This is a genomic window from Sphingobium bisphenolivorans, from assembly GCF_000412635.1.
Classification (GTDB): Bacteria; Pseudomonadota; Alphaproteobacteria; order Sphingomonadales; family Sphingomonadaceae; genus Sphingobium; species Sphingobium bisphenolivorans.
In genome coordinates, this window is the sequence record NZ_ASTG01000003.1 from 199,426 (window position 1) to 216,722 (window position 17,297).

The 17,297-nt window shown below is 63.0% G+C and carries 22 protein-coding genes; 11 read left to right on the forward strand and 11 right to left on the reverse strand.

The window, feature by feature from the left end:
• Position 1: 1 nt before the first annotated feature.
• On the reverse strand, positions 2–511 hold the full coding sequence (locus tag L858_RS0103255) for a hemerythrin domain-containing protein (protein WP_022681713.1): 510 nt from the start codon (positions 509–511) through the stop codon (positions 2–4).
• Between the two features lie 227 nt (positions 512–738).
• On the opposite strand from L858_RS0103255, the gene L858_RS0103260 reads away from it, so the two are divergent.
• Positions 739–1,776, forward strand: coding sequence for a rod shape-determining protein (locus tag L858_RS0103260; protein WP_022681714.1), 1,038 nt, complete (start codon positions 739–741; stop codon positions 1,774–1,776).
• Positions 1,777–1,786: 10 nt separating this feature from the next.
• On the opposite strand, the gene L858_RS0103265 is transcribed toward L858_RS0103260, so the two are convergent.
• Positions 1,787–2,206, reverse strand: a complete 420-nt coding sequence (locus L858_RS0103265; protein ID WP_022681715.1) for a secondary thiamine-phosphate synthase enzyme YjbQ — start codon at positions 2,204–2,206, stop codon at positions 1,787–1,789.
• 74 nt (positions 2,207–2,280) lie between these two features.
• Here L858_RS0103265 and L858_RS0103270 point away from each other — a divergent pair, with 74 nt between their 5' ends.
• Positions 2,281–2,556, forward strand: a complete 276-nt coding sequence (locus tag L858_RS0103270; RefSeq protein ID WP_022681716.1) for a hypothetical protein — start codon at positions 2,281–2,283, stop codon at positions 2,554–2,556.
• On the opposite strand, the gene L858_RS0103275 is transcribed toward L858_RS0103270, so the two are convergent.
• Positions 2,548–3,126, reverse strand: coding sequence for a hypothetical protein (locus L858_RS0103275; protein WP_022681717.1), 579 nt, complete (start codon positions 3,124–3,126; stop codon positions 2,548–2,550). The genes L858_RS0103270 and L858_RS0103275 overlap by 9 nt on opposite strands.
• Before the next feature lie 256 nt (positions 3,127–3,382).
• The gene (locus L858_RS0103280) at positions 3,383–3,673 is read right to left on the reverse strand and encodes a hypothetical protein (RefSeq protein WP_022681718.1); all 291 of its coding nucleotides are present in this window, start codon (positions 3,671–3,673) and stop codon (positions 3,383–3,385) included.
• 161 nt (positions 3,674–3,834) lie between these two features.
• Here L858_RS0103280 and L858_RS0103285 point away from each other — a divergent pair, with 161 nt between their 5' ends.
• Entirely contained in the window at positions 3,835–4,896 is a 1,062-nt protein-coding gene (locus L858_RS0103285) for a class I SAM-dependent methyltransferase (protein WP_028055758.1), read from the forward strand.
• On the opposite strand, the gene L858_RS0103290 is transcribed toward L858_RS0103285, so the two are convergent.
• The 3 genes from L858_RS0103290 to L858_RS0103300 form a co-directional block, all read right to left on the reverse strand.
• Positions 4,897–5,274, reverse strand: a complete 378-nt coding sequence (locus tag L858_RS0103290) for a response regulator (protein WP_022681720.1) — start codon at positions 5,272–5,274, stop codon at positions 4,897–4,899. It abuts the gene before it with no gap.
• Between the two features lie 17 nt (positions 5,275–5,291).
• Positions 5,292–6,638: an HWE histidine kinase domain-containing protein gene (locus tag L858_RS0103295; protein WP_022681721.1), complete on the reverse strand. Its 1,347-nt coding sequence runs from the start codon at positions 6,636–6,638 to the stop codon at positions 5,292–5,294.
• Between the two features lie 99 nt (positions 6,639–6,737).
• Entirely contained in the window at positions 6,738–8,612 is a 1,875-nt protein-coding gene (locus L858_RS0103300; RefSeq protein ID WP_028055759.1) for an APC family permease, read from the reverse strand.
• A 122-nt stretch (positions 8,613–8,734) separates the two neighbouring features.
• Here L858_RS0103300 and L858_RS0103305 point away from each other — a divergent pair, with 122 nt between their 5' ends.
• The 5 genes from L858_RS0103305 to L858_RS0103325 all read left to right on the forward strand — a co-directional run bounded on the left by L858_RS0103305 (position 8,735) and on the right by L858_RS0103325 (position 12,551).
• Positions 8,735–9,979, forward strand: a complete 1,245-nt coding sequence (locus L858_RS0103305) for a cation:proton antiporter (protein ID WP_022681723.1) — start codon at positions 8,735–8,737, stop codon at positions 9,977–9,979.
• A gap of 69 nt (positions 9,980–10,048) precedes the next feature.
• Complete coding sequence (locus tag L858_RS0103310) at positions 10,049–10,975, forward strand: NAD(P)/FAD-dependent oxidoreductase (RefSeq protein ID WP_028055761.1); 927 nt, start codon at positions 10,049–10,051, stop codon at positions 10,973–10,975.
• A gap of 10 nt (positions 10,976–10,985) precedes the next feature.
• Positions 10,986–11,156 (forward strand): hypothetical protein, encoded by a 171-nt coding sequence (locus L858_RS21895; RefSeq protein ID WP_022681725.1) that lies wholly within the window; start codon positions 10,986–10,988, stop codon positions 11,154–11,156.
• Between the two features lie 145 nt (positions 11,157–11,301).
• Positions 11,302–12,201, forward strand: a complete 900-nt coding sequence (locus L858_RS0103320) for an iron-containing redox enzyme family protein (protein ID WP_028055762.1) — start codon at positions 11,302–11,304, stop codon at positions 12,199–12,201.
• Positions 12,201–12,551 carry a response regulator gene (locus L858_RS0103325; RefSeq protein WP_022681727.1) on the forward strand — a complete coding sequence of 117 codons (351 nt, stop codon included), beginning with the start codon at positions 12,201–12,203 and terminating at the stop codon, positions 12,549–12,551. Before L858_RS0103320 ends, L858_RS0103325 begins: the two co-directional genes overlap by 1 nt.
• Before the next feature lie 142 nt (positions 12,552–12,693).
• On the opposite strand, the gene L858_RS0103330 is transcribed toward L858_RS0103325, so the two are convergent.
• Together L858_RS0103330 and L858_RS19515 are read right to left on the reverse strand one after the other, a co-directional pair.
• A complete protein-coding gene (locus L858_RS0103330; RefSeq protein WP_022681728.1) occupies positions 12,694–12,891 on the reverse strand; it encodes a hypothetical protein in 198 nt (65 codons plus the stop codon).
• 62 nt (positions 12,892–12,953) lie between these two features.
• Positions 12,954–13,880 carry a YihY/virulence factor BrkB family protein gene (locus tag L858_RS19515; protein ID WP_238564913.1) on the reverse strand — a complete coding sequence of 309 codons (927 nt, stop codon included), beginning with the start codon at positions 13,878–13,880 and terminating at the stop codon, positions 12,954–12,956.
• A gap of 267 nt (positions 13,881–14,147) precedes the next feature.
• Here L858_RS19515 and L858_RS0103340 point away from each other — a divergent pair, with 267 nt between their 5' ends.
• The 3 genes from L858_RS0103340 to L858_RS0103350 all read left to right on the forward strand — a co-directional run bounded on the left by L858_RS0103340 (position 14,148) and on the right by L858_RS0103350 (position 15,602).
• On the forward strand, positions 14,148–14,393 hold the full coding sequence (locus L858_RS0103340) for a DUF6894 family protein (RefSeq protein ID WP_022681729.1): 246 nt from the start codon (positions 14,148–14,150) through the stop codon (positions 14,391–14,393).
• 72 nt (positions 14,394–14,465) lie between these two features.
• Positions 14,466–15,209, forward strand: coding sequence for a Crp/Fnr family transcriptional regulator (locus L858_RS0103345; protein ID WP_022681730.1), 744 nt, complete (start codon positions 14,466–14,468; stop codon positions 15,207–15,209).
• 66 nt (positions 15,210–15,275) lie between these two features.
• Entirely contained in the window at positions 15,276–15,602 is a 327-nt protein-coding gene (locus tag L858_RS0103350) for a hypothetical protein (RefSeq protein WP_028055764.1), read from the forward strand.
• A gap of 69 nt (positions 15,603–15,671) precedes the next feature.
• Here L858_RS0103350 and L858_RS0103355 read toward each other — a convergent pair whose 3' ends face one another.
• Both L858_RS0103355 and L858_RS0103360 read right to left on the reverse strand, forming a co-directional pair.
• Positions 15,672–16,406, reverse strand: coding sequence for a metallophosphoesterase family protein (locus L858_RS0103355; protein ID WP_022681732.1), 735 nt, complete (start codon positions 16,404–16,406; stop codon positions 15,672–15,674).
• The gene (locus tag L858_RS0103360) at positions 16,390–17,166 is read right to left on the reverse strand and encodes a nucleotidyltransferase family protein (RefSeq protein WP_238564914.1); all 777 of its coding nucleotides are present in this window, start codon (positions 17,164–17,166) and stop codon (positions 16,390–16,392) included. Before L858_RS0103360 ends, L858_RS0103355 begins: the two co-directional genes overlap by 17 nt.
• Positions 17,167–17,297 lie beyond the last annotated feature (131 nt).

Genomic DNA, 17,297 nt, shown 5'->3' on the forward strand with positions numbered 1-17,297 from the left:
GTCAGGCGGTGACGAGGTGCACGGCGGTCGGTTTTGCGGGCGCCAGTCCGCCAGCCTTGGCTTGAGCCATCAACTCTTCCTTGCGCGCGAGCATCTGGTCACGCAATGCGACCAGGTCCACGTCGGTCTTGCGGCACTGCGCGAACATTCCGTCGGAGCCGCGCTCCTCCTCCTTCACATGATGCTTGATCTCTTCGGAGAGCACCGTGACCTTGGCATCGTAGAAATCATCTTCGGGCGATCCAGCCTCGATATCGTTCACCAGCACCTTGGCGCCGTCATGCTCGACATAGGCTTCATCCAGCGTGTCGTCCTCGATCTTGCCACGGAAGGCCGGGTAAAAAATCTCTTCCTCGATCATCGTATGGATCTTGAGCTCGGTGCAGATCTGGTGCGCGATCTCCTGCTTGCGGTTCGCGGCGCGCGCCTTTTCGAATTGCTCGAAAAGCTCCTCGACCTTGCGATGATCCGCCTTGAGCAAGGCGATTGCGTCAGTGAATTTGTCGGCCATGACTGTTGGTCCTCCTGCTTATGCGTATGAATTGATCGAAGGCGAGTCTCGTTCCCAGCGAACGACTCGCAACAGGGCAATTCGATGGGCAGCGCGGACGTGGGCCGTTCCCAATTCGGTTTGACGCGGGAACCGGACGGACTGTCGCACGGCGCTTCTGCTGGATCAGCGCATCTGCACTGGGAGCGGCTGATCCTGCCCTCCTGCCGAATGTCCTGTGCCATCCCATGAAATTTCCCCGGCTTTTCTCCTCCTCCGCCTGCGACATGGCGATCGACCTTGGCACCGTGAACACGGTAATCTACGTCCGGGATCGGGGCATCGTACTCAATGAACCGTCCGTGATCGCCATCGAGACGCGGGACGGCATCCGCCGCGTCAAGGTTGTGGGCAACGAAGCCAAGCTGATGATGGGCAAGACGCCGAACGGCATCCAGGCGATCCGGCCGCTGCGCGACGGGGTGATCGCCGACATCGACGTGGCCGAGCAGATGATCAAGCATTTCATAGACAAGGCGCTGAATGGCACTCGTTTTGGCCGGCGGCATGAGGTGGTGATCTGCGTGCCCACCGGGTCGACCATGGTCGAGCGGCGCGCGCTGCGCGATGCAACGTCCAATGCGGGCGCCTATCGCGTGCAACTGATCGAGGAGCCGATGGCGGCGGCGATCGGGGCGGAACTCCCTGTGACCGAGCCGCGCGGCGCGATGGTGGTGGACATTGGCGGCGGCACGACGGAGGTGGCGGTGTTGTCGCTGCAGGGGATCGCCTACAGCAATTCCGCGCGCGTCGGGGGCGACCGGCTGGATGACGCCATCGCCTCGCACATCCGGCGCACCCATAATCTGATGATCGGCGAGGCGACTTCAGAACGCGTCAAGTGCCAGATCGGCGCGGCCACGCCGCCCGATGAGGAGGGGCAGCGGATCGTCGTCAAGGGGCGTGACCTCGTCAACGGGCGCCCGGCCGAAATGACGATCAGCGAGGCCGAGATTGCGGACGCGCTCGCCGAGCCGGTCGGGCAGATCAAGATGGCGGTGATGACTGCGCTTGAACAGACCGCGCCGGAACTGTCGGCGGACATCATCGAGGAGGGGATCACCCTCACCGGCGGCGGCGCAATGCTGCGGCGTTTGGACGAAGCACTGGCGGACGCGACCGGCTTGCCCGTCAAGGTGGCGGACAGCCCGCTGATTTGCGTCGCGATGGGCGCGGGCAAGGCGCTGGAGGACCGCAACTATGCAGGCGTGCTGGCGGTTTCCTGATCGCCTCGGCTCAGTCGCCGATCAGGTGAAGCGCCACGGTTCGGCGATGCGGTTGGCGCCGATGCTCGAACAGGTAGATGCCCTGCCAGGTGCCCAGTACCGGTGAGCCCGCCATTACTGGGATGCTTAGCTGCACCTGAGTGAGGGCCGTGCGCAGATGCGCGGGCATGTCGTCGGGTCCTTCATCGTCATGGGCGTAGGCGGCCGGGTCTTCGGGCGCGATGCTGGCAAAATAGGCCTCCAGATCGTCCCGGACTTCAGGCGCCGCATTTTCCTGGATCAGCAGCGAGGCGGAGGTGTGGCGGCAGAAGAGCGTCAGCAGCCCTTGCGCTATGCCGCTTTGCCGCGTCCAGTCGATCACCTCCCGGCTGATCTCGACCAGGCCCTGGCCGCAGGTTTCGATCGTAAGCATGGTCGTGGCCTGGCGCATGGCGGTTCCGTGGCGATGGAGTTGGACAAGGCCGCTATAACGCCTAATGGCCGAAGATCGATTCCGGAGAAGGCATGAATTTCGAAGATCAGCTTCACCGCTATTTCGGCACGGCGGATTTCGACGCGCTGACACCCGACGCGCTGGCCGCGGGGATGGAGCGGATGCGTGTGGATTTCGGGCTGGAAACGGACCGTGGTCGGCGCTTTGCGCTCTGGTCGCTGCTGTTTCTGCTGGGGGACGCACCCGATCTGGACGCGTTCGAGGAGGCGGCCGATCGGGATGCCGCACGCGACTTCATGGATATGATGGACCGGACGGAAGGTGAGGAACCTGCCGGATCAGAATAGCGTCAGCTGCTCGGGCTTTTTGGGCCGACGGGCAGGCGTCGGCTGCGGCTCAGCCTTACCGAGCAGCACGCGAGCGTCGCCGATCAGCGTATAGACGGCCTGCCGCTGCGCGCCGCGATTATGATGGTCGACGCGATAGCCCTGATAATGACGGCGCACCAGCCCGGCGCGCACCAGTTCCGACACGGCGCGGCTGAGGTTGCTCTTGCCCGCTGCACGCGCGCGGGCGCGCACTTCCTCTTCGATCATCGTGGCAGCGTCGGCCTCATGATCGGGCAAGCGCCCTTCGCTGCGCAAATCGTCCCTCACCCGGTCCATCAGCGCCTGACGGCGCGGATCGCGATGGCCCATCGGCGTCAGCGCGTCGCTCAGCCAGTCGCGCAGCGGGATCAGCCGCTCGCCATTTGCCACCATCGGACCCGCCGTGCCATCCGCCCGCGCCGCATCGGCGATCAGCGTCAGCGCCATGAAGGCGTAGCGGGGGCGAGTGCTGCAATGGGCGAGCCGATCGAGCAGCTGGGACAGATCGCCGCTGGTCGAGGGTCCGGGATGGCGGGGCGCGTGAAACATAACAGGGCTGAATCCAGCACAAAGCACGGCCGAAGTGAATCCACTTTCTTCCGCTCTGACCGCTTTTGTCGCTTGTGACACTTTGCCCGGAGGCATTTCACCCGTGACACTTAATCAATCGGCAAAGTGTCACGCTGGGCAGTTTACATGTCGTCAGACGCGCAGTCGCCGGGCGCACAGATGAAAATGGCGGGCGCTCACCCAGGTGAGGCCCGCCATAGGATCTTTTCCCGACAGGGATCATGATGCCAAGCGCTTAGTCTTCGCCATTATCCTTCACGCCGACGGTCGGAACGTCGATCGTTTCCTTCTTCGAGCCGACGACGACGGCCTTCGAATCCACGTCCACGTTCGGCAGTTCGCCGCCCTTGACGCTTACTTCAGGAACATCACCGCCGGAGACATCGGCTTTCCAGAAGCCGGTGGCGAACAGGATGCCGACGATCGCCAGGATGACCACAAGCACGATCGCCAGCGTACGGCCACCATGGGATTTGTGAACGACGACGCGGTCGCCTGAATAGGGATCACGATGAACTTCAGCCATAATATTCCTCCTCCAACAAGGTCCGAAACGGACGTGGGAGGCGAGAGTTCCATTTATCGGCCCGGCAGCGGAGCCGCTCGTTACCGAGCGGCAACTGTGATAAAAGGCAGCAGCGTAGAAAAGAGCGAGAGTCGCACGCGAGATTATTGGTGGAGGGCACCATGTCGGCGACGATTGATCAGGAAAAGCTCCATGCCTTCGTTGGCAAAATGCTGGGCGATCTGGGCGGCGCGTTGAGCGTGCCGACCGCGCGCATCGGCTTCCGCCTGGGATTGTTCGATGCACTGGCGCAAGGTCCGGCGAGCGCGGAGGAACTGGCCACGCGGGCGGGCGGCCTGCACGTCCGCTATGTGCGGGAGTGGGCGTTGGCACAGGCGGCGAACGGCTTTGTCGATTTCGACGCTGGGGCTGACCGCTTCGCGCTGTCACCCGAGCAGGAGATGGTTTTCGTCAACCGCGACAGCCCGGTCTATCTCGCCGGCGCCTTTGAAATGGCTGCCGCCATGATCGAGGCCGAGCCGAAGGTGGAGGAATGTTTCCGCAACGGCCGGGGCGTCCGCTGGGGCGATCATGCCGGATGCCTGTTCTGCGCAACTGGCGCCTTCTTCCGGCCGGGCTATGTCAACAATATCGTACAGTCCTGGATTCCGGCGCTCGACGGGGTAGAGGCCAAGCTCAAAGCAGGGGCGCGGGTCGCCGACGTGGGATGCGGCGTCGGCTTTTCCACGCTGCTGATGGCGCAGGCCTATCCCGAAAGCCGGTTCACCGGCTATGACTTCCACGAACCCTCCATTGAGGACGCGCGGCGCCATGCGAGCGACCACGGGCTTGACGATCGCGTCCGCTTCGAAGTGTCGACGGCGAAGGAGATTCCCGAGGGCAATTATGATCTCGTCACCATGTATGACTGTTTGCACGACATGGGCGATCCGCGGGGCTGCGCGGCTCATATGCGGCGTATCCTGGCGCCCGGCGGCAGCTGGATGATCGTCGAGCCGATCGCGGGCGACAGCGCGCAGGACAATCTGAATCCGGTCGGCAGGCTCTATTATAATGCGTCGACCATGATCTGCGTGCCCACTTCGCTCGATCAGGAGGTTGGGGAAGGTCTTGGCGCGCAGGCGGGCGAGGCGCGGCTGTCCCAAATCGTGCGCGAAGGTGGCTTCATCTCCGTCCGGCGTGTGACCGAGGGGCCGTTCAACATGGTCCTGGAAGCGCGCTGATCAGGCCGACGCTTCGGCGCTCAGCAATCGCTCCAGCGCGGCGAGCAGGATCATCGGCTGGAAGGGTTTGGCCATGCGCGGGGTGTCCCGATGCGGCTCGGCGAGCGACCAGTCATCATATCCTGTAAGGAAAAGATGGGGGACATGGCTTTTCGCCAATTGCTCCGCGAGCGTATAGGACATCTGCCCGTGGAGGTTCACATCCAATATGGCGGCGTCAAGGCGTCCCTCTTCCGCAATGCACATGCCTTCCGACAGGGTGCTCACCGGGCCCAGGACTTCGGCCCCGGCCTGATGCAGGACGCGCTTTATGTCCTGCGCGATGAAATATTCATCCTCGACGATGAGTATGCGCTTGTCCTTGAAGGTTTCACTCATCGCAAGCCCCCATAGCATCACTCGGCAGAGCCTGGACGGCCGTCCAACGGCAAAGAGATGGAGCAGCGTATCCCGCCACCCCGAAACTCAAGCATCGTCTCAGCACCCAGACGGTAAGGCAGCGCCTGCTCGATCAACTCCCGTCCAAAGCCGTCGCGAGCGGGATGGAGAACGATCGCGGGAACCCCCTGTTCCACCCACCTTAGGTGAAGCCGGTTCGGGCGTCCTTGATCCAGATCGATCGACCAGGATATGTCGAGCCGCGCGCCATCGACCTTGAGCGCGCCATATTTGAGGGCGTTGGTCACCAGTTCATGCATCGCAAGGCCAAGCGTCTCGGCGACGTTGGAACTCAACAAGATGTCGGGGCCGCCGATGCGCACATTGGGACCGTCATGAACGCCTACGCTCAGAAGTTCGTCGCGGATCAGGTCCTGCAGATCGACCATGCCCGCGGCGGTGCGCGCCACGATAACTTGCGTGCGGGCAAGGGCACCCAGACGGCCCTGGAAATGATCGACCACCTCCTCCAGATCCTCGTTGGTGGCGACCGTCCTCGTAAAGACCGAGCGGACGACGGTCAGCATGTTGCGGACCCTGTGCTGCAATTCCCCGACCAGCACGCGCAGCCGATCCTCGCTCTGCCGCAACGCTTCTTCGGCGTGGCGTTGCTCGGTGATGTTCTGGAACAGCACGGCGACCTTTCGCTCTTCCGGCTCGCCGACGCGGAAGGCATAGAGGTTGAATATGCGGTCGCCCAGCGCCGCCGAATCCTCCTCGAAGCGGAGGCTTTCGCCCGTGGTCGCGACGTGGGAATAGACGTCCATCCACTTCTGTTCGATCGCAGGGGCCATTTCCCGCATGGTGCGGCCGACCGCGTTGTGAAGGCCGTTATGCTTTTCGAAAGCGGGGTTCACCTCGATGAAGCGCCAGTCGACCGGCTCCCCATCCTCATAGATCAGTTGGATGATGCAATAGCCCTGATCCATCGACCGGAAGAGGTTGCGATATTTCTCTTCATCCGCGCTGCTCCGGCTTGCCGCCTGATCGCGTCCGATGCAGTGGGTCAGCCCTCCTTCGCCATAGGAAAAGCGCCAGGCGATCAGCCGATGGTGGCCATCCTTGCATCGGAGACGGCAATCCATCGCATTTACAGCGTCCGACCATCTGGGCAGATCGTCAGGATGGATGATCGCGGAAAAAGGCTGATCGACCAGCTCGTCCTCGCCCCAGCCAAGGCTGCGTTCGAAGGCTGGGTTGACGCTGACCCATGTGCCGGCGCGCATCGATACGGTCGCGAGCAGATCGTCCGACAGGTCGTGAAAGCGCTGTAAAGCGGATGCGGAAAGCGGGGGGGCTGACATGTCCTATCCTCGACTGCGGCCAGTCCGACCATCGTCTTTTTGCGGTCAAATGCCAAGCCATGGACTGCCCTATGACGAGAATTTAAGGCGATCTGCGCTTCAGCCGCGCCATGGCGCCGTGACGATCATCAGCCTTGGGCCCGCCTGAGCCATCAGCGCGGCGCGAAGCTGTCTGGCGCGCCTGCCGTGCAGCAGACGCTCCCACCAGTGGCGGTGGACGCGTTCGGGCACCAGGATCGCCACGGAACGCCCTGGCGCTGCGGCGTCGATCTTCTCGACCAGTTCGATCAGCGGCCCGCTCATCTGGCGATAGGCGGCGCGCAGGAACATGAGGCGGGGCGGCGTCATGCCAGCCGCTTCCACGGGTGCGGCGATCTCGCGCGCGAAGACATCCCTGATCCGCGCCAGGTCTTCCTCCGCCTCCGGATCGCGCAGCCTCAGCAGGTGCACCGCGACCACGTCGGGCGAAAGCGTGAGCGCGAAGCCCAGCGCCCGGTCGGTCATGCGGTTGCGTTCCTCATAGGCGACGAGCACCGTGGGCGCTTCCCTCTCCTCGATACGGAATTTTCCGGCCACGCTCAGCCGTCTCTCCACCCGCGCATAATAGCGGTGGACGCTGAGCAGGAGGACGATGGTGAGCGGCATCGCCAGCATCACGATCCACGCGCCTTCGGAGAATTTGGCGACGATGATGATGGCGAGGGCGATCAGCGTCGTGGCGGCACCCAGCGCATTCATGGCGAGGCGCCGGCCTTGTCGGCCGACCCGGCGCCAATGCACGATCATGCCGATCTGGCTGATGGTGAAGGTCAGGAAGGCTCCGATGGCGAAGAGCGGGATCAGTCGATCGGTGATACCGTCAAACAGGACAAGCAGCGCCCCGCCGGTGATGGTCAGGAAGATCACGCCGACCGAGAAGACGAGGCGCCTGTCCGACACGGCGAAGGAGCGCGGCAGATAATCATCCAACGCCACCAGACGGCAGATGCGGGGAAAGGCGACGAAACTGGTATTGGCCGAAAGGCACAGGATCGCGAGCAGGCTGGTCATCGCGACATAGTAGAGGGGACCGCGGCCTGCGATTGCGCTCACCAGCTGGGACATGATGCTTTGATAGCCTGGCTGCGTTTGGTCCATCGCGCCAATCTGATAGCCTTGGGCGAGGAGGGCGACGCCGGCGAGCAACATGCCCAGGGAAAGGCAGATGACGGTCAGCGTGGCGCGGGCCTGGCGCAAGACGGGTTCCTTGAAGGCATCGACGCCGTTCGACACGGCCTCGACGCCCGTCATCGCCGTACACCCGGCCGCGAAAGCGCGCAGCAGAAGCCACAGGCTGAGCGTTTCCGTAGCGGGCGGCAGGGGGCGCGGTGCAACGACCGGAGTTGGCGCACCGCCGCTTAGATGAAGCTGGACAAGGCCATAGCCGATGATACCGATAAAAGAGCACAGGAAGACATAGGTCGGCACGGCAAAGAGCCATCCCGCCTCCCGCGTCCCCCGCAAATTGGCCGCCGCCACCAGCGCCAATATGCCAAGGCACAGCCACAGCGTATAAGGATGCAGCGCGGGGTAAGACGAGGTGAGCGCCCCCACGCCGGCGGAGATGCCGACCGCGACATTCAGCACATAATCGATCATCAGCGCGGCCGCAGCCAGCAGTCCGCCGCCCTTGCCGAGATTCTCTCGCGCCACCGTATAGGCGCCGCCATTGCTGGGATAGGCGAGCAGCGTCTGGCGATAGGAAAGATAGAGAATGGCGAGCAGCCCGACGATCGGGGCGATGACCCATCCGACATGGTAGAGGCTGGCCGCGCCGAGCGGGATGAGAACCGTCAGCGCGGCTTCGGGCCCGTAGGAGGAGGAGCCGAGCCCGTCCAGCCCCATGGCCGGAACACCGGCCACCCATCCGATCTTGCGATCCTGATATTCGCGGTTGGCGAGTCGTCGTCCAAAAAGGAGGGTCAGGATCTTCATCGCGGAGCCAAACAACCGCCTTTGATCGGCTTTGGCTCCCATTCCTTACCTGGGTTAGCGGAAAGATATCGGCAACTCGCCCGCCTCTGCACGCGTTTCAGCCAGCTGTTGGAAGGACGCGTGTGATCGGTGAGCCATTCTTTGGACTAGCGTCCTATCATGTCGCCCTGGCGACTATCGGCGGCGGGATCATCATCGCCTTCTGGCTGCCGCGCCTGTTTTCGGGACGGGAACCGGCGGCATCCTGGCTGCTGATCCTGGCCGGCCTGCTCGCCTTCACCCTGATGCCGGGAATGCCCGCCGCGCTCGATCCGCGCGTGCAGTCGAGCTTTTGGGAGCGAACCAGCGAACTGGCGGTGATCGTCGCGCTGTTCGGCACGGGCATCCGGATCGACAGGGTGCCGCGCTGGCGGCGCTGGCGGCCCGCGCTTCGGCTGCTGGTGCTGCTGATGCCGCTGACCATAGCAGCGGTTGCGCTGCTGGGCTGGCTGGCGGCGGGCATGACGCTGGCGGGGGCGCTGCTGCTGGGTGCGGTGCTGGCGCCGACCGATCCGGTCCTGGCGGGCGACGTGCAGGTGGGGCCGCCGACGGAAGGGGGGGAGCATCCCGTCCGCTTCTCCCTCACGACGGAGGCAGGGCTGAACGATGGGCTGGCCTTTCCCTTCGTCTATCTCGCGCTGATCATCGCCGCGCAGGGTTGGTCACCCGCCGCATGGGGGCTGGAGTGGCTTGCGCGCGACGTCGTCTACCGGATCGGCATGGGCGCCGCGTCCGGCGCGGCGGTCGGGTGGGTGCTGGGCAAGGTCATCTTCGCCTTGCCGCGGGGCAATGTGCTGGCCGACACCAGTTCGGGCGTGGTGGCGCTGGCGGGCGTATTGCTCTGCTACGGCCTCGCGGAACTGGCGGAAGGCTATGGCTTCATCGCCGCCTTCGTCTGCGGCCTGATGCTGCGCCGGTCTGAGGAGGGGCACAGCTTCCATACCAAGCTGCACAGCTTCACCGAGGCGATCGAACATGCGTTGACGGCGCTGCTGCTGATCCTGATGGGCGGCGTCATCCCGCTGCTGTGGGATGAGCTGGGGTGGAAGGACGCGGCGATCGCAATCGGCCTCATCTTCCTGATCCGGCCGCTCTTTGGCTTTCTCTGCCTTGGCGGCACGGATCTTCGTGGCCGCGATCGGGTGCTGGTCGCCTTTTTCGGGGTCCGGGGCATCGGGTCCATCTACTATCTGGCCTTCGCGTCCAGCCACGCCCACCTCACCAATGAAGGAGAGCTGTGGGCGATCGTCACCTTCACCATCCTGTTGTCCACGATGGTTCACGGCCTGACTGCCGGAGCGGCGCTTGAGCGCACCACTGATGGATAATGCAGGCGACCGATGGAACCGCAGCCCTCGACAAGCGCTGGCGCCTCTTGGAAAATGGATATTGCCGCGATGGATACAGCCCCTCTCGATTGTCTTGTCATCGGCGCCGGGCCGGCGGGCCTGACCGCCGCCATCTATCTGGCGCGCTTTTACCTTCGCATCCGGATCGTGGATGCGGGGAACAGCCGCTGCGCCATGATCCCGCGCACCCGCAATCATGCAGGCTATCCCGGAGGGATTTCCGGCACGGAACTGCTCACGCGGATGCGGGAACAGGCGGCGGAGTTCGGGGCGGAGGTCACTGCCGGGCTGGTTGAGAAGCTGGAACGGCAGGATGACCTGTTCCTGGCCCGCATCGGCAATGAAAGCTTGCGCGCGCGCAGCGTCCTGCTGGCGACCGGCGTCGTCAACAATCGCCCACCGATCGCGCCGGAGGTGCACGACGCTGCCCTGGAGCGCGGATTGCTGCGCTATTGCCCGATCTGCGACGGCTATGAAGTGACGGACCGCCGCATCGCGGTCATCGGCACGCGGACGCATGGGGTGAAGGAGGCGATGTTCCTGCGCACCTATAGCAGCGATGTGACACTGATCGCGCCGGACGGCGACCATGCGCTCGGCGAGGAGGAACGGGGCAGGCTGGCGGAAGCAGGCATCGCCATGCTCGACGGCCCCTGCGCCCCGCTGAGGATCGACGGCGATCAGATCCTTGTGCCGACACCCGCGGGCATGGCACCTTATGACACGGTCTACCCGGCGCTCGGCTCGGTCATCCGGTCGGAACTGGCCATGGCGCTGGGCGCGGAGGGGAGCGAGGACGGCTGCCTGATCGTAGACAGCCATCAGCGGACCACCGTGGCGGGCCTCTACGCTGCTGGCGACGTCGCGAAGGGGCTGGACCAGATCAGCCATGCCATGGGGGAGGGCGGCGTCGCAGCCACCACCATCCGCAATGACCTTGCCGAAAATCGAGCGCTGTTCAGACGCCGATCATGAGCGAAAATGGATGTATCGCTTCTCCGACCGCTGTTTGATGGGCGTAAATAGCAGGATCGAAAGCCCGCAGCGGATCGCCTATCTTGCCAATAAACAAGATTTAATCTCGGGTGCAGCCCTGTCATATGCCGTGATGGGGCAGGCGCTCACCGCCGATGCCAGATGGCAGGTAACCCCCTAATCCCCACCGGGTATCGGCGGACCAATTCCAGCGTCAGAATATTCCTGCGTGCTGACGCGTATTTTGCGACTTAACATTGATCAATAGGAATATTCGGAACGAGCGAGCGTCTGCCGAATTCTTCTTCACAAAGAAGGAGATTATCGTGGCCACACGATTGAATGACGCGAGCACTGGGTCGCAATTTCTGAACCAGGAGTTTCAGCAGGAGCTGAGCCGATGGAACAGGCGCCGCCTAGCGCCTGCCTTTCCCGATGACCTGACGCCGCACCTGTTCGACGCCGACCGCCGGATGCTGCGGCTCGAACATGGCTTTGTTGAGGAATTGCGAGCCGACGTGCGGGAGGAAGCCGCGAGTGCGCCCACCGATCCGGATGGCTTCATCGCCTGGTTCGAAGGGCTGAAGGAAAATGGACCGGGGCAGGGCGACCCGCTCTTTCCCTGGCTAGCCGATGTCGCCAGCCGTGACGAGATACGATGGTTCCTGGCGCAGGAAGCAGCGGGCGAAGCAGGGTTTGACGATCTGGTCGCATTGACGCAGGTGAAACTGCCCGCTCGCCCGAAGCTCGAACTGGCCCGCAATTATTGGGACGAGATGGGGCGCGGCAATATCAAGGGCATGCATGGCCCCATGCTGAGTCAGCTGGTGGCGATCCTCGACCTTGATGCGCGGATCGAAAATACCGTTTGGGAAAGCCTTGCCCTCGCCAATGGAATGACGGCGATGGCGACCTCCCGCTGCTATGCATGGCATAGTGTTGGCGCGCTTGGCGTCATCGAACTCACCGCACCGGGGCGATCGGCCTGCACGGCGCGAGGGTTGAAGCGGATCGGCCTCTCCAATGCGGAGCGGCGCTATTTCGATCTGCACGCCGTACTCGACGTCAAACATAGCCGGGACTGGAATGACGAGGCGATCCATCCGTTGGTGGCGGAGGATCCGCGCCGGGCCACCGCAATGGCGGAAGGCGCGCTGATGCGGCTGCGATGCGGCGAGCGCTGCTTCGGTCGCTATCGCGCGCATTTCGGGCTGGGGCAGGGCTGATGTCCGCCGAGCGCATCCTGGTGGTCGAGGATGACCCGATCTTGGCATCGATCATCGCCGAACTGCTGACCGACGCCGATTATGAGGTGGATGGTCCCTATGCCAGCCTGTCGGATGGAGTCGCGGCGCTGGCGTCCGACTTTCCCGACGGCGCCGTTCTCGAAATCCGCCTCGGCGGGGGTGATGTCGGCATGCTGGCGGAAGACCTCAAAAGCTACGACATCCCGTTCCTCTTCTGCTCGGGCTTTGCCGACGATCGCTTGACCCGGCACCTGCCTGATGCGCCGTTGGTCCCGAAGGTGACGCTGAGCCAGACGTTGGTCCCCGTGCTCGACAAGCTGCTGCACTAGAGGATCATCATGCTTGAGCGACCGTTATCCCGGGCTTGACCCCGGATGCCGCTGCTCTGGCGACGTTAGAAAAGGTCAGGCGATGCTCTAGTAGCAGCCTACCCAACCATGTTCACTGAAATATGCGCGTCAAGAAATCCGATCAGGGTTTCTGATTGAAGTTGGGGCCGGTATGTTCGGTCGCCATATTGTTGCCGGTTGCCTGATCCTCATGCAGTTCCTCGCCATGCCAGACATTGCGGCCGACAAACACCAGCACGAACATGGCGAGAACGATCACGACAATGACGATGGCTGCGCGCCCCAATCGGCGGGAGGATGGCTGTCGGGGATCTTTCAACGCTGAGTTCCTTTCGAGAATACCGTCATAATGGATCGGCTAGGCGGCTGGTTCCTGCAGGATCAGTCCCGATCCTGACCTGCATCGGTCGTCGGGCGTTTGTCCTGCGTCGTGGTGCCTTGCGCCACATGATCGGCGGCCCAGGCACCCCTTTGTCCCAAGGGCCTTTCAGCGCCCTTTGTAGTGTCGCGGGCGGTCTGATGTTCGAGCTCTGAATTGAGCTCCGCGCCGACGATCAGAAGATAGGCCGACAAATACATCCAGGTCAGCAGGATGACGACGGTGGCAAGCGAGCCATAGGTCGCATTATAATTGCCGAACTTTCCGATATAAAAGCCGAACCCCAGTGTCAGCAGAACCCAGAGCAGCGCGAAAAACAGTGAGCCGGGGGTGAGCCACGTCCAGCGGGCCTCATCGCGCGACGGGCCCAAGCGGTAGAGCGCCGCCGCCGCCGTCGCCGCGATCAGTGCAAGCAGGATATAGGACAGTGCCTTCATGAAAAAGGCGACAAGCGGCTGCGACCCCGGCAGGAAGCTCTCAACAAAGGCGAAGATGGTGACCGACATCAGCGCCAGCACGGACAGCGCCACCGCGGCCGCCGTGATGCCGAGCGCGAGCAGGTTGACCTTGATGAAACCGCGCTTCTCTTCCTCCTCATAGGCGATATTGAGCGCGGTGATGATCGCGGCTGCCCCGCTGCGGGCGCTGAAAAGCGCGATGCCGAGTGCGATGGCAACGCCCAGTCCCTTCTTGCCGCCCGATGTCTGCACGACATACATGAGCTGCTCACCGATGAAGCGCGCGATGTCGGCGGGCATGACGCGGGTCATAGTTTCCATATTGCGCATGACGGTGAGCGGATCGGCGAGCAGGCCATAGCTCAGCACGATTGCGCCGAGCAGGGGCAGCATGGCGAGGAAGCCGTAGAAGGACACGCCCGCAGCGACCAGGCCGGCGTTGTCGGCGGAGGTTTCCTTCCACGTCCGCATCAGCACTTGCTTCCATCCGCGCGGAGGCATGCGCCAGGGCGATGCCGCAGAGCTGCCATCAGAATTTTTCGAGGCTGGCGGCGTATTGGAGGAGAGCGATGGCATCGGAATGGGAACCTATTTCGACATGGAAAAGGATAGTCCTTGGGGAAAGCCCTTCAGTTGCTGGAGTTCCCGAAAGAATAGCGAAAATTCTCGCCCATGTTGTTGCGCGGGGCGGGCAGGCGAAGATACGGAACCAGAAGGCCTTTCTGGAATTTCCCGTCTATGCCAATCTTTCATATCCATCTGTTCAATGACGCCGAAGTGCTGGACGAATCCGGGCAGGAGTTTCGCGACGCGGACGCCGCGCGGGACGAAGCGGTCCGCAGCGGTCGCGAGATCATCGCCGAGCACATTCTTCAGGGGCGGCCGATCAACCCCGAGCATCACTTGATTGTCGAGGATGCGCAGGGGCAAAGATTGGCGAAGATCCTTTTTGGCGAATTGATATGTTTCGATGGGCAAACATAAGCCGCCGCCCTATGATGCAGCGCACCATTGGAGTTGCTCGCGAGCGTGCGAGCGGCAAATAGGGGGCGCGGCATGACCCAATCGCATCCCGCCTTGCAACTGTTCCTGAAGCGGCTGCTGGTCCGCTCCCCTCTGACAGAGGATGAGCAGCAGGCGATCCTGTCCATGCGGACGATTGCCGCGCAGGCGTCGCCCAACATCGATATCGTTCCCCCCGGCGAGACGGTGCGTCATTCCTGTCTGGTCAGCGAGGGCATGGCAGGCCGCTTCGGCCAGTTGCGCAGCGGCGTCCGGCAGATCACAGCCGTCTATATCCCGGGCGATATGTGCGACCTGCATTCTGTCATGCTGCCGCGCGTCGAATGGGCGCTTCAGGCGCTCTCCGCCCCACTCAGCTATGTGAAGGTGCCGCACGAGGAATTGCTGGGCGTTTCGCGCCGCTACCCAGCGATCGCCGAGGCTTTCTGGCGCGATTGCGTGGCGGATGCCTCCGTGCTGGCGCAATGGGTGGTGAATGTCGGGCGGCGCGATGCACTGATGCGAGCCTCTCACCTGCTGTGCGAAACAGCGATGCGGATGGAACTGGCAGGCTTGGGCACGCGCGCGGAGTTCGAACTGCAGGCGACACAGGCGCACATTGCCGATGCGCTGGGCATCACGCCCGTGCACATGAACCGTGTCATCCGGTTGCTAAGGCAGCAGGGGCTGATCAGCTGGACAGGGCGGACAATCCATATCCTGGACTGGCAGGGTCTGGCACAATGCGCCGAATTCGATCCGGGCTATCTGGAACTGGGGCATCAGCCGCCTGCCTGAGTCGCGGCTTGCATTGCCGGTGCCGAACGCTCACTGATGGGGCAAATTGATCGACGGATGGTGATGATGCGGAATTGGCTCATACTGGCTGCGGCCCTGGCCCTGCCTGCCTGCGGCAGCGAGGGGGAGCAGCCAACGGCATCGCAGCAAGGGCCTGCTGTGGAAAGCGGCGCAGCGGCGCAAGTCGCGAAACTGGATGAGGGGCAGCGCAACGGCGTCCTCGAACGCGCCATCAAGGCCGCGGGACTGGCTTGCCCAAGCGTCGCTCAGTCCGAACGAGCGGAGGTGCGCAAGGGCGTGCGTGGATGGAGAGCGACCTGCGACAATGGCACGGCTCACCTCATCGAGATCGCGGCTGACGGCACCGCCAAGGTGACCAGCCGGACGCAGTAAAGTTTTCGCTATGACAAAGGCGTGTTCCTGCGAAGGCGGGAGCGCGTCATTCCATCCTCAGCCTGTCGCCTACACTGCGATCAGCGCATAAGGGCGATCGAAATGCTGCGACACCACGAACTGCGCGCAATTATAGACAGGCACGCCCCTCGGCGTCTTGCCCTCGAACGAGCCGCGATGCGCATGGCCGTGGACCGCGAAGCTCACATTCTCGAAGCGGTCGATGGCTTCCGCAAGCCGGGATGAGCCCAAGAAGGGAAAGATCTCCCTTGGCTCGCCCTCGACTGTTTCCGGAATGGGGGCATAGTGCAGCACCGCGACGGTGCGCTCGGTGCGCAGCGAACGCAGCGCATTTTCCAGCTTCCGCGCCTCGTTGATCGATTCCTCGACAAAGCCCTTGATCGCGCTTTCGCCGAATGCGCCCAACTCGCCTCGGCCGAAGCCGCCGACGAAGCCCTTGACGCCGGCAAAGCCCACGCCCTTGATCTCCACCGCCTGTTCATCGAGCACTGTGACGCCCGCGCTATGGAGGATGCGCGCGACCTGATCCGCCTGCCCGCACTCATAATCATGATTGCCCAGCACAGCGACGGTCGGGATCGAGCAGGAACGCAAGTCCTCCGCCAATATCTCCGCCTCGCGCGTCTTGCCGAAATTGGTCAGGTCGCCGCACAGCGCCAATATGTCCGCCTTGTCCGAGATTTCCTCGAACATCTCGCGGTAGCGATGTTCGGAAGTGTCGGTTACATGCAGATCGCCGATGGCGGCCAGAGTGATGCGTCCGCCGTCATTTGTTGCGATCATGGCTTTCCTCCAGTCCCTTTCCGACCACGTCTGCAAATCCCCATTCGGTGATGTCGATCAGATAGTCGCGCGGCGACAACAGCCGGCCCCGGCATACCCGGATGTTCGGCACGGGCAGTTCGGCCCGCGTCTGCAATCGGCCCAGCAGTTCCTCGAACAGCCAGAGCGGAATGCAATGCCGCTCCGTCGGATAGATGAAGCGGAAATAGAGCAGATGGATCAGCAGCAATTCCCAGTGCAGTTCCATCGCATCGAGCAGCCGCTGCCAATCGACGCGCTCATGCTGCTTGAGGATCATGTGCGCCACATCCGCGCCATCATAGCGATAGCGGTCCTGGATGAAGAGCTTGGAAAGGATAAACTCGGTCGGCGGCGTGATGCGGACATCGACGCCATAAACTTCCGCATGGGCTATGTCGCGGAACCATTCCTCCGTTACCGGCAGGCTGGCCGAGGAGATGTTGTAGATGACGTCGAAAAAATTGTCGCCTTTCCAGACCTTACCGATCCAGCGCTCATCCTCGAACTCAACTTCATGGCCGAGCGCCTTGAAATAGGCGAGAATCTTGGGCGCGTCACCGGCTTTGCAGAAGACGTCGAGATCCTTGGTCGGCCGGACGATGCCGGTCAGGCAACCGAGTGCATAGGTGCCCGACAGCATGAACGGGATGTGGGATTCGACCAGGTGGCGCAGGCTGTCGGCATAGAAGCCAGCCGCCTCCGGCGGGGGGTCGAACGTAGCTGGTTCGCATGTCATCATAGGCGGAACGGCCAGAAGGCGCGTCCGTTCCGCCCCCGCCATAATCGCCTGAGCGGCTCGCAGCCTTTAATCGGTGATTGGTCGATTTTCCGGAACTCACCCCCGAATACGGGGGTTTCTTGCGCGTGCCG